Below are 11959 nucleotides of genomic sequence, written 5' to 3' on the forward strand. Positions count from 1 at the left end.
GTTCATTGCGCTTCGGCCTGCTTGAGCGCCAGCACGTCTTTGGGCGTGACCATGTCGCCCTTGTTGTTGCCCCAGGCATTGCGCTCGTAGGTAACGACGGCGGCGATGTCGACTTCCGACAGTTGTTTGCCGAAGGCAGCCATGGCCGTGCCAGGCTTGCCGTGGAAGACGATGTTCAAGTGACCTTCCTTCGGTCCCGTTGCGATCTTCGAGCCTTTGAGTGCCGGGAACATGGGCGGCAAGCCTTGGCCTTCGGCCTGGTGACAGGCCACGCAGGTTGTGTGATAGACCTTGTCGCCACGCTCGACCAGCTCTTCAAGGGTCCACTCCTTGCTGGTCAACTCCTTGAGCTTGGCCGCTTCTGCCTTGCGCTCACCCAGCCAGGTGTCGTAATCGGCCTTGGACTTGACCTCCACCACCACTGGCATGAAGCCGTGGTCCTTGCCGCACAACTCGGTGCACTGGCCACGGTAGATACCGGGCTTCTCGATGCGGGTCCAAGCCTCGTTGACGAAGCCTGGAATGGCATCGCGCTTGACGGCGAAGGCGGGTACCCACCAGGAATGAATGACATCGGCAGCAGTCACCAGGAAGCGCACCTTTGCACCCACCGGCAGCACCAGTGGCTGATCGACCTCGAGCAGGTAATGCTCGTCCTTGGGCGCCTTGTTATGGATCTGGTCCGCTGGCGTGGCCAGGTTGCTGAAAAACTCCACGTCCTGGCCCAGGTACTTGTAATGCCACTTCCACTGGTAACCGGTCACCTGGATATCGACGTCCGACTCACTGGCGTCGTAGATGTCGATCAGCGTTTTGGTGGCCGGAATGGCCATGGCCACCAGAATCAGGAAGGGGACGACCGTCCAAAGGATTTCCACCCAGGTGTGTTCGTGGAAATGTGCGGGCTGCTGCCCCGTGGAACGCCGATGGATGACCATCGACCAGAACATCGCACCGAACACCACGATGCCAATGATCACGCAGATCCAGAAGATGGTCATGTGCAGGTCGAACACGGCGTTGGAGACTTCCGTCGCCCCTGGCGCCATGTTCACAGTCCAGGCGGCGTGTGCCTGACCGAAAACCGACCACAACAGAAGGCCCATCCAGACATGTGGATGTCGCATCATTGCGGGTTCCCCTTCTAGTTCTTGTTGTCCCGGAGGCATTCACCTGCGGCAAGCGGGAACGGCGGTCAAGACTGCCTGACTTCGACGACCGAGCCCCTGCGAAAGCAGACGGGCCTCATCAACGAATCACGTTCAACGGGAGTATAGACAGCGACCAATGGTGCGCAATGAAGGGCGTGAAATGAACCGCACGAAATTGGATAATGCCCCCACAAACCGCGGGCTAGAGCCTTGCTAGCACAATAATGGCATATTGATATAGCTCGGTCCGCACACGTTTGCGGGTTTTATAACAAACTTGTCTTAGGCATTCCGTATACCGAGCTACCTTAGTGTCTTCCGTTTGTAATGCCTTGTCCCTGGAGTTGTCATGAACATCGCTGCCGTGCGCGAGCAGATTAGCCAAGCCCACCAACATGAGAGCCGTACCGGCCAACTGAAACAGCGTCTCGAGGCGCAACTACCCCATCTGCACCCCTCGATCCAACTGCCTGAGCAGGACGCCCAGGGTACTTTGGCGCGCTTCGTCAGCGCTTACATCGACCAGGTTCCAGAATTGCTGGAGGCGGCAAACGCAGTCGCCCGCGAGGCGGGTATCGAGTCGCAGATCAAACCGGTGCTGAAGATCGCCGAAGCCTACTTCCTGCAGCCACCCAGCGTGATGCAGGGTCATGTGGGCCTGGATTGCCTGCTGGATGAGGCTTACCTGGCACACCGGCTGGTGGAAGAGGTCAACGACCTTTACATCCGCCACTTCCAGCAGCCATTGATCCCGGTCGACACGACCGTGGCCAACCTCATCGCTCACCAACTGATCGGTGAAAGTTTCGCCAACCAGCTGGATGAGGTGGTGCACCACTCGGTCGATGAAATGCTGGACGACGAAAGCTTCGCCGCGGAGTCGGTCGAACAATACCGCGAAAACCTGTGCAGCCCGGAAACCGGCGCAGCCTGGAAACGCTGGCCGTGCCTGTCGCGCCAGCTTGGCGTGGAGCTGGGCCAGCCGGCTTGACCGCCAAGGCTGCGCAACAGAGGCCTTCGATTCCACCGGACCTGTGGGGGCGGGTTTGTCCCGCGCCCACCAATGACCACGTCGCCCTGTACGCCAGTTTGGGGTTACGCTCCGACGCCCACGGTCGTACGCAACCGGCCCTCGATGCGCCGTTTCAAGCGGCGCTGCTCGATCTTCAACCGCGAACCATTGGCCGAATTGCTGCGGCTCCAGTCCTCCAGCAGCTCAAGGCATGAGTGGTCTATGTAGCTCAGGTTGCCCAGCGGCACATGCAATGTGGTACCCGCCGGAACGGTATCGAGCACCTGGGTCAGCGCCGGCACCTTGAGAAAGGTCGCGGCACCACTGAGCCGAAGCTCCATGTGCCCAGGCTTTTCCAGGGTTACCAGGCTGATCTTCAGGCGCGCCGCCTTGAAAGCCAGCTTGAGCAGGGTCAGGGCAAAGCCCAGCAGCACACCGGTCAGAAGGTCGGTGAAAATGATGGCCAGCGCGGTGGCCGCGTAGGTGAACATCGGCATCCGCCCGTAGCGCCCCAAACCACGGAAGGCCTTGAAGTCCACCAGTTTGATACCCGTGAACACCAGAACGCCTGCCAGGCTTGCCACCGGGATTTGCTGCAGCACGCTGCTCAGGGCGACGACGAACGCCAGCAGCCAAAGGCCGTGGAAGATGGCCGAGGCGCGGGTCTTTGCTCCCGCCTGGACATTGGCTGAGCTGCGTACGATCACCCCGGTCATCGGTAAGGCGCCAAGCACGCCGCACAGCATATTGCCGATACCTTGAGCGGACAATTCACGGTCGAAGTCCGAACGCTGGCCACTGTGCATGCGGTCCACCGCAGCGGCTGAAAGCAAGGTTTCGGCACTGGCGATGAAAGCCAAGGCGAAGGCCGCTACCAGAAGCGTAGGGTCGGCCAGCTTCAGCAGGTCATCCGGGCGAATCCAGTCGATGGCCTCGGTCAGGTCGGCCGGCACCTGCACCCGATTCACCGAAAGCCCCAGCCATATGCTGACTGCCGTCATTGATGCCACGCCCAGCAGGGCGCCGGGGATGAAGCGCAGTCGCTGAGGCCGCAGGCGCTCCCAGCCCCACATGATGGCGATGGTGCCCAGCCCCAGCGCACCGGCCTGCCAGGCCGCGCCGGCGCTTTCCGACGGCAGGGCTGCGGCAACTGTCGCAGGAAACGCCAGCAGATTCTGCATGCCGGTTGGCTGCGGGGCGGTGTCAAACATCACGTGCAACTGCGACAGCACGATCAGCACCCCGATGCCGGCCAGCATGCCATACACCACCGCTGGGGCCGTGACCCGGAACCAACAGCCCAACTTCAGGCGCCCGGCCAGCAGCTGCAACAAGCCTGCTACCAGCAGAATCGGCCCCAACATGGCGATGCCATGCTGGCGTACCAGCTCGAACACCAGCACCGCCAGACCAGCCGCCGGTCCACTGACCTGCAGCGGCGAACCTGCCAGGAAGCCAACCACGATACCGCCGATGATGCCTGTGATCAGGCCCTTGGCCGGAGGCATGCCCGAGGCGATCGCAATGCCCATGCACAACGGCAGGGCCACCAGAAACACTACGACTGATGCCAGTAGTTCGCGCGGCAATGCCGCTGTTATCTGTGTCTTGTTCACCATTTCTTTCCTTCCTCTGTCACAGGCCATTCCTCTGGCCATAGGCATGTTGGCCCTGACAAGCGCGCAGGCGCGGGCCGCCAGCAGCGTTGCCGGCAAGACAGTCAGGGAGATTCAAGGCAGCAGAAGGCCGCACCGCACCCAGAACGGGTGCAGTCGGCTATCAAGGTAATGCGGGTGTCAGGGTCGCTTAGTAGCGGCCTCTCGGGGTCGCGCAGGGGATCGGCTCACCCGCGGTGAGCGGCAGGAAGCTGTCGCTTGCCGCGTCGTAGGCTTCGATCTGACTGGTCTCGATGTCGTAGATCCAACCATGGATATACAGCTGGCCCGCCGCCAGGCGCGACGCGACCGAAGGATGTGTGCGCAGGTGGTGCAATTGGGCGATGACGTTTTCCTTGGTCACCACTTTCATGGTCTCGTGCTCGCTGCCGCACGAGCAGTTGTCCTCGACCACGGTACGGGCGACTTCGGCGTGGCGCAGCCAAGCCTTGACCGTTGGCATCTTCTCCAACGAGCTGGGGTTGAGCACGGCACGCATCGCGCCGCAGTCGGAGTGGCCGCAAACGATGATGTGATGCACGCCTAGGGCGAGCACCGCATATTCGATGGCGGTGGAAACGCCGCCGTTCATCTGACCATACGGGGGGACCACGTTGCCGACGTTGCGGGTCACGAACAGATCGCCTGGCGAGCTCTGGGTGATCAGCTCAGGGACGATGCGCGAGTCGGCGCAGGTGATGAACATGGCGCGCGGCTTCTGCGCGGTGGCGAGCTTCTTGAACAACTCTTGCTGCTCGGGGAAGACGTCATGGTGAAAGCGCAGGAAGCCGTCGACGATGTGCTTCAGGGCGGCATCGGCGCTCTCGGCGGGGGCCTCCGGAACGACCTTGGATGGGTCCTTGACGGGCATGATTCATCCTCTTGACGGTTTGTAGGTAAATCCATTTTACCGGTGAAAGATTCTGGCTATGCGGGGATTTAGATGACGCACGCAGGCCATTCATCACAGTCGCTGCCGACTGATTGCATACGCTAGCGGGGAAAACTTAATTGAAACTGAATTCGGAGGCTCTAGAACAAGCGTTCCAGACCAAGGAGGAGGGAGCTGAATAATATCAAAAAAGCATCAGCCGCCAACCCCTATGAGTGAAATTATTGGCTGCCATTAGCCTCATTGGATGCAACAGCATTGCCTCGATGGTTCAGAACAGCGCCATCTGTCCACCCGGAGGGCAAAAGGACGAGCAGTCCAGAGACTGAGCCTCCCGGCGTTCGAAAGCCAGACGACGCATGGCCCTGGCGAAACGCTGGGCCAGCAGATCGGCGAATACCCCCTCGCCACGCATGCGTGCCCCGAACCGACTGTCGTAGAGCTCGCCGCCTCGGCTCTGGCGGATCAAGCTGAGCACATGCGCGGCACGTTGTGGATAGTGGTCGTGCAGCCATTGCTCGAACAGCGGCGCCACTTCCAGTGGCAGGCGCAGCATCATGTAGGCGGCGCTCTGCGCGCCGGCTTCCTTGGCGGCTTCCAGCAGGTGCTCCAGCTCGCTGTCATTGATCATCGGGATGATGGGGGAGCACAGCACGCCCACCGGCACCCCTGCTTCGCGCAATACCCGAATCGCCCTCAACCGCGCCTTGGGTGCCGCCGCGCGGGGTTCCAGCACGCGCTTGAGCTCATCATCCAACGTGGTGAGGCTGATCATCACCCGCACCAGGCGCTGGCTGGCCATCTCCGCCAACAAGTCGAGATCACGCAGCACCAGCGCACCTTTGGTGACGATGGTGACCGGATGGCGAAAGCGCAACAGCACCTCAAGCAGACGCCGGGTCAATTGCTGTTCACGTTCGATGGGCTGGTAGGGGTCGGTATTGGAGCCCAGGTTGATCGGTGCGCAGACATAACCCGGTTTGCTCAGCTGTTGTGCCAGCACCTCGGCTGCGTTGGTCTTGGCGATCAGTTTGGTTTCGAAATCCAGGCCCGGAGACAAGTCCCAGTAAGCATGCGAGGGGCGGGCATAGCAGTAGATGCAACCATGTTCGCAGCCACGGTAGGGGTTGATGGAACGATCGAAGGGCAGGTCGGGGGAGGTGTTGCGGCTGATGACTGACTTGGCCGTTTCGACGCTCACCTCGGTACCCTGGGTGAGAGGAACCTCTTGATACCAGCCATCGTCTTCGGCCACCGATTGACTCGGTGCGAAGCGGTTGTGCGGATTGTGAACCGTGCCACGGCCCTTTTGCGGCGCTGGAGGAATCATCGCTCACCTCGATACTGTATTTACATACAGTGCCTCAGCCCAGATGATTCTTCCAGCCCCTTTGGTCAGGGCAGTATCAATTCACACCATGCCAGCGCAAGTAGGGCAGGTGGCTTGGTGCACGCCCAAGGAAGGCCTCGATTCCTTCGCGAAGTGGCCGTGAGGCTCCTGGGGCGAACAATGCCTCCTGCAACGCGCGCCCGGTGCCACGGTCGAGCAGGCCTTGAGCCTCGAAACGCGTGAACAGGTCGAAGGCATGCACGTCCGACCATAAATAGGCGTAGTAGCCCGCATCGTAGCCGCTTACCAGGTGCTGGAAGGCATGGGCAGGACGCTCGAAGTCGGCAAGCGGCCAATATCCGCAGCGTGCGCGGGCGTCGGTCAGGCGTTGTTCAAGGGTCCGACCATCCTTCGGTGTGGCATGCAGGTCCAGGTCGAACAGCGCAAGGCTCAGGTGGCCTGCCGCTTCCTCCAGGCCATCCTGCCTAAGGCGGCCCAGGCATTCCTCCACCCGCGTGCGATCGAGCTTAGTGCCGTTCCATTGATGCGACGAGATTCCGGCCAGGTAATCCGCGTTCCACACCCAACGCTCGAACAGCTTGCCAAACAGCTCGACGCCGTCCGTACCGAGCGCGGACACATTGGACAATACATGGTTTGTGGTACGCACCAGCAGGTGGTGCAAGGCATGGCCAAACTCATGGTAGAGCTTGCGCAGGGACAGGTGATCGAGTAGCGGCTGGCCGCCATCGACGGCGGCTGGAATGTCGCTGAACACTACGACGGCAGCTTCTTGATACACCCCTTCGGCATTGACCCGACGGCTGCGTATGTAAGTGGTGCTCACCCAATCCAGCTGCTTGCCAGGATGCTGCACGGCGTCCAGATACAAGAAGCCGATCAAGGCGTTGTCCTGCCAGGCCTCGAATGTCTGCACGCTTTCATCCCAGGCGGCGAACGGCTTTGGTACAAGCAAGAGGCCAAATAGCTTCTCAGCCAACTGGGTCAATGCCGACACTACCACGGGCAACGGGAAGAACTCGCGCAGTGACTCGGTGGAAAGCACTTTGGTCGACGCTTTGTGTCGCGCCTGCAAGAAGCTCATGTCCCACGGCTCAGGGTCGCTCACACCCTGCACGGCGGCTTGGCTCTCGATCCGTGAGCGACGCTCGATCATGGCTGGCCGCAGATTGTCGGCCAGGTCGTGAAGGAACCTGTTCACCTGCGCGAGTCCCCCCGCGCTCTTGGCTTGCAAGCTCAGTTCAGGGTGGTTGGCAAAACCGAGCAAAAGCGCTTTCTCATCCAGCAGTTCCGCCAGACGCTGCAAGTACGTGCCATTGTCCTGCTGCCCATCTTCGCTGACACCTCGAAGGTGGTACGCACGATAGACGCTTTCACGTAGCGGACGATGCTCAGCGTACATGAGCACCGTTTCAGTGACCGCAGTCTCGCACGCGATCAACCAACCTCGCTCACCTGCCTCCCTCGCTCGGGATGCCAGTTCGTCGCGCACACGCTGGGGAATGCCACGCAATTGAGCTTCATCGTCGATGCGCAGGCCGGGGCGGTTGAGATTCAACTGATATTGCCCGCGCAAGGTGGTGATCTGCCTCTGCAACTCAGCCAGACGGGCCTTGCCGTCGGTATCGAGGGCCGTGCCGCTGATGGCGAAGTTGTCGAGGTACCAGCGCAAGGTGGCACGCTTGTGCGCGTCCAGATTCACGCCGTTGGCACGCCTCGCCAAGCGCTCGTACAGCGCTTGCAGGCGGCCATTGGTCAGCTTCTGGTCGAAGCGTTCAACAACCTTTCCATAGAACCCGAGGACGGCCTTGCCCCAATCCTCTCCTCTGCCCAGCAGCGGCAACGACGCATTGAAGACGGCCAGCAACTGGGCGTCCAGTTCATCGATCGCCAGCACGAAGTCGTCCCAGGTCGGATGCGTCTGTTGAGCGTCGATGATCCGCGCAATACCGTGTTCATGGGCTTGCAGCACGAAATCGAAAGCCGCGAGCATGTTGTCCAGGGTCACCGCATGGTAGTCCAGCGGTACCTTGCTGTGTTGCAGGAATGGATTACGGGTATCCATGGTGCGTTGCCTTGCTCATGTTGAAGAGCAGGCGAGCATGCGCACTGGAGAGACAACAGGTGGCGTCACTATGTACCACCCAGGGCAGAGGAGAATGCCACCCAGGCACAAGGCCCAGGTGGCATCAGGGCTTCACTCAGCCGGTTTCTTCAGCTTCGGATTGGGGAAGAACTGCACCGTCTGGACCTTGGCAGGAGCAGCCTTGGGTGCCAGCTGGTTGACCCGGGTGCCGAGTTCCTTGGGCACCGACAGGCCCTGCTCATTGAGTGTGTCGGCAAAGCCGCAGGCCACGCATTCGCGGTGCGGCACATCGTCCTCGTTCCACATCATCAGCTTGTCGGGCTCGCTGCATGCCGGGCATACCGCCCCAGCGATGAAGCGCTTCTTGGTTCTGTTCACGACTACCTCGCTCATGCCGCTGCGTCCTCGCTCAAGCCACTATGACGCAGCAATGCATCAATGGAAGGCTCACGACCACGGAAGTCGACGAACAGTACCATCGGCTCGCGGGAGCCACCACGGGCGAGGATCGCCTCACGGAATGCACGCCCGGTCTCGGCGTTGAGCACACCTTCTTCTTCGAAGCGCGAGAAAGCGTCAGCCGACAGCACTTCCGCCCATTTGTAGCTGTAATAGCCTGCCGCGTAACCGCCCGCGAAGATGTGGGCAAAGCTGTTGGGGAAGCGGTTGTAGGCCGGCGGACGCATCACCGAGACCTCGTCACGCACGCCTTCGAGCACTTCCAGTACGCTGCGGCCGTCGCCGTGGCGAGCGTGCAGCTCGAAATCGAACAGCGAGAACTCCAGCTGGCGCACCATCATCATGCCGGACTGGAAGTTCTTCGCAGCCAGCATCTTGTCCAACAGGTCCTTGGGCAGCGGTTCGCCCGTTTCATAATGGCCAGAGATCAGCGCCAGGCCTTCGGGCTCCCAGCACCAGTTTTCCATGAACTGACTCGGCAGCTCGACCGCATCCCAAGCCACGCCATTGATGCCCGATACACCCGCATGCTCGATCCGAGTCAGCAGGTGGTGCAGGCCATGGCCGAATTCATGGAACAGCGTGGTGACTTCATCGTGAGTCAGCAAAGCGGGCTTGCCAGGTGCGGCCGGGGTGAAGTTGCACACCAGGTTGGCAACCGGGCTCTGCAACTGGCCACTGGCGGTGCGACGACGGTCGCGAGCGCCGTCCATCCAGGCGCCGCCACGCTTGTTGGCGCGGGCGTACAGATCGAAGAAGAAGCGGCCGACGTGCTGACCATTTTCCTTGATCTCGAACAGACGCACATCGGGGTGCCAGGTGTCGAAGCCTCTGAGCTCGGCGATCTCGATGCCGTACAGACGCTGGACGATGTTGAACAGGCCGGACAGCACCTTGTCGATCGGGAAGTAGGCACGCAGGGCTTCCTGCGAAACGCTGTAGCGTTGTTCGCGCAGCTTCTCGCCGAAGTAGCCGGCGTCCCAACTGGCCAGCTCAGCGCAGCCTTGTTCGGCTGCATAGGCCTTGAGCTGTTCCAGATCCTGGGCAGCGAAGGGCTTGGAGCGCTTGGCCAGGTCGCGCAGGAAGCTCAGCACCTGGTCGCTGGACTCGGCCATCTTGGTGGCCAGGCTCAGGTCGGCGAAATTCTTGAAACCGAGCAGCTCGGCCAGTTCCTGGCGCAGGTCGAGGATTTCACGCATCACCGGGCCGTTGTCGAACTGCCCGGCATTCGGGCCCTGGTCCGAGGCGCGGGTGCAATACGCGGCATACAGCTCCTCGCGCAGGGCGCGATCGCTGGCGTAGGTCATTACCGCGTAATAGCTGGGGAACTCCAGGGTGATCAGCCAACCCTCAAGGCCCTTGGCCTGAGCGGCGGCGGCCATCTGCGCCTTGGCCGAATCGGTCAGACCGGCCAGGGCTGCCTCGTCGGTGACGTGCTTGGTCCAGGCCTGGGTGGCATCGAGCAGTTGGTTGGAGAAGCGGCTGCCCAGCTCGCTCAGCTTGCTCTGCACTTCGGCGTAGCGCTGCTGCTTGTCGGCAGGTAGGTCGATACCCGACAGGCGGAAGTCACGCAGGGCGTGCTCCAGGATGGTTTTCTGCGCCACGTCGAAGCCTGCGGCTTCCGGGCTGTCGATCAGCGCCTGGTAGGCTTCGAACAGCGCGCGGTTTTGCCCCAGTTCGGTAGAGTAGGCGCTCAGTGCCGGCAGGCAGGACTCATAGGCCTCGCGCAGCTCCGGGCTGTTGCACACCGCATTGAGGTGGCTTACCGGACTCCAGGCGGCGCCCAGTCGGTCGTTGAGCTCGTCCATCGCCAGCACCAGGCCGGCCCAGGTGGGCTGCTTGCCTTGCTGTTCGAGGATCTGGCCAATGGCTTTACGGTTGTCGGCCAGGATCTCTTCGATCGCCGGCAGCACATGTTCGGCACGGATCGCCGAGAAGGGCGGCAGATCGTAGGACTGCAGAAGCGGGTTGTTCGCACTCACGGTTTGGATACCTTGGCAGGAGAAACACTGGACCATCTTAATTACAATCGACGCCGACCGCAGCAGGCAGCCTGCCTATCGGCACAGATGAGAGACGCTATCATGGCCATCCGAAGCTTCCAGCAACACACTCCGAAAGTTGGACCACGGGCCTTCGTCGACCGTTCGGCGGTGGTGCTGGGCGATGTGGAAATCGGCGAGGACAGCTCGGTCTGGCCACTGACGGTGATCCGCGGCGACATGCACCGCATCCGCATCGGTGCGCGCACCAGCGTGCAGGACGCCAGCGTGTTGCACATCACCCATGCAGGCCCGTTCAACCCCGATGGTTTCCCGCTGATCATCGGCGACGATGTCACCATTGGCCACAAGGTCATGCTGCATGGCTGTACCCTGGGGAGCCGCATCCTGGTCGGCATGGGCAGCACCATCATGGATGGCGCCATCGTCGAGGACGAAGTGATCATCGGCGCCGGCAGCCTGGTGCCGCCGGGCAAGCGTCTGGAAAGCGGTTACCTGTATGTCGGCAGTCCGGTGAAGCAGGCCCGACCGCTGACTGACAAGGAACGCGCCTTTTTCCCCTACAGCGCCAGCAATTACGTGAAGCTCAAGGACCAGCACCTGGCCGAAGGCTACGACCGACCGGAATGACCTCTTCGCGGGTAAGCCCGCCAATGGAACGATCAACGACTTGAGTGACCCCCTTCACATGCACCAGCAAAACATACTCTTCGACCTTGACGGCACCCTCACCGACCCCCGCGAGGGCATCACGCGCTCGATCCAGTACGCCTTGGCCAAGCTGGGTATCGACGAGCCGGACCTGACCCGCCTCGAACACTTCATCGGCCCCCCCCTGCTGCAGGCCTTCATGCAGTTCTACAACTTCGACGAGGCCAAGGCATGGGATGCGGTGAACTTCTACCGTGAGCGTTTCAGCGTCACCGGCTTGTACGAAAACCTGGTGTTCGATGGGGTTCCCGAGCTGCTGAGTGCGCTCAATGGGCAGGGCCGCACCTTGTACATCGCCACGTCCAAGCCTTGGAAGTATGCCCGCGAGATCGCCCGGCACTTCGCGTTCGACCACCACTTCAAGGTGATCTACGGCAGTGAGCTCGATGGTACTCGCACCAACAAAGTGGAGCTGATCCGGCACCTGCTCGACGAGCAGGGGCTGAACCCGGCCGAGACCTTGATGATCGGCGACCGCAAACACGACCTGATCGGCGCCCGCAGCAACGGCCTGCAGGCAGTGGCCGTGGGTTACGGCTTTGGTAGCCATGAAGAGCTGATGGCACAGGAGCCGGCGTTCCACTTCGCGACCTTGGCCCAGATGCACGCGGCATTCATCAAGGCCTGATGGCAGTCGGG

10 protein-coding genes are annotated in these 11959 nt (G+C 61.4%); 3 read left to right on the forward strand and 7 right to left on the reverse strand.

Annotated features, from left to right (window positions below; translation table 11 throughout):
* Window positions 1–2: 2 nt before the first annotated feature.
* Window positions 3–1130, reverse strand: a complete 1128-nt coding sequence (gene coxB, locus C4Q26_RS11275) for a cytochrome c oxidase subunit II (RefSeq protein ID WP_023377998.1) — start codon at window positions 1128–1130, stop codon at window positions 3–5.
* 370 nt (window positions 1131–1500) lie between these two features.
* Between coxB and C4Q26_RS11280 the strand changes: the two genes are divergently transcribed.
* Complete coding sequence (locus C4Q26_RS11280; RefSeq protein ID WP_023377997.1) at window positions 1501–2142, forward strand: hypothetical protein; 642 nt, start codon at window positions 1501–1503, stop codon at window positions 2140–2142.
* A 104-nt stretch (window positions 2143–2246) separates the two neighbouring features.
* On the opposite strand, the gene C4Q26_RS11285 is transcribed toward C4Q26_RS11280, so the two are convergent.
* The 6 genes from C4Q26_RS11285 to prlC all read right to left on the reverse strand — a co-directional run bounded on the left by C4Q26_RS11285 (window position 2247) and on the right by prlC (window position 10588).
* The gene (locus C4Q26_RS11285) at window positions 2247–3782 is read right to left on the reverse strand and encodes a SulP family inorganic anion transporter (protein ID WP_023377996.1); all 1536 of its coding nucleotides are present in this window, start codon (window positions 3780–3782) and stop codon (window positions 2247–2249) included.
* A 187-nt stretch (window positions 3783–3969) separates the two neighbouring features.
* Window positions 3970–4689: a carbonic anhydrase gene (locus C4Q26_RS11290; RefSeq protein ID WP_023377995.1), complete on the reverse strand. Its 720-nt coding sequence runs from the start codon at window positions 4687–4689 to the stop codon at window positions 3970–3972.
* 292 nt (window positions 4690–4981) lie between these two features.
* Window positions 4982–6040, reverse strand: a complete 1059-nt coding sequence (locus tag C4Q26_RS11295; RefSeq protein ID WP_023377994.1) for a PA0069 family radical SAM protein — start codon at window positions 6038–6040, stop codon at window positions 4982–4984.
* Between the two features lie 76 nt (window positions 6041–6116).
* Window positions 6117–8126: a M3 family metallopeptidase gene (locus C4Q26_RS11300; RefSeq protein ID WP_104883092.1), complete on the reverse strand. Its 2010-nt coding sequence runs from the start codon at window positions 8124–8126 to the stop codon at window positions 6117–6119.
* Window positions 8127–8258: 132 nt separating this feature from the next.
* A complete protein-coding gene (locus C4Q26_RS11305; protein ID WP_023377992.1) occupies window positions 8259–8540 on the reverse strand; it encodes a YheV family putative zinc ribbon protein in 282 nt (93 codons plus the stop codon).
* The gene (gene prlC, locus C4Q26_RS11310; protein ID WP_256583400.1) at window positions 8537–10588 is read right to left on the reverse strand and encodes an oligopeptidase A; all 2052 of its coding nucleotides are present in this window, start codon (window positions 10586–10588) and stop codon (window positions 8537–8539) included. The genes C4Q26_RS11305 and prlC overlap by 4 nt, the downstream gene beginning before the upstream one ends.
* 102 nt (window positions 10589–10690) lie before the next feature.
* Between prlC and C4Q26_RS11315 the strand changes: the two genes are divergently transcribed.
* The gene (locus tag C4Q26_RS11315; protein ID WP_023377990.1) at window positions 10691–11239 is read left to right on the forward strand and encodes a gamma carbonic anhydrase family protein; all 549 of its coding nucleotides are present in this window, start codon (window positions 10691–10693) and stop codon (window positions 11237–11239) included.
* 58 nt (window positions 11240–11297) lie between these two features.
* On the forward strand, window positions 11298–11948 hold the full coding sequence (locus tag C4Q26_RS11320; RefSeq protein ID WP_023377989.1) for an HAD family hydrolase: 651 nt from the start codon (window positions 11298–11300) through the stop codon (window positions 11946–11948).
* The last annotated feature ends 11 nt before the right edge of the window (window positions 11949–11959 follow it).

It is taken from the genome of Pseudomonas sp. SWI44 (genome assembly GCF_002947915.1).
GTDB lineage: Bacteria > Pseudomonadota > Gammaproteobacteria > Pseudomonadales > Pseudomonadaceae > Aquipseudomonas > Aquipseudomonas taiwanensis.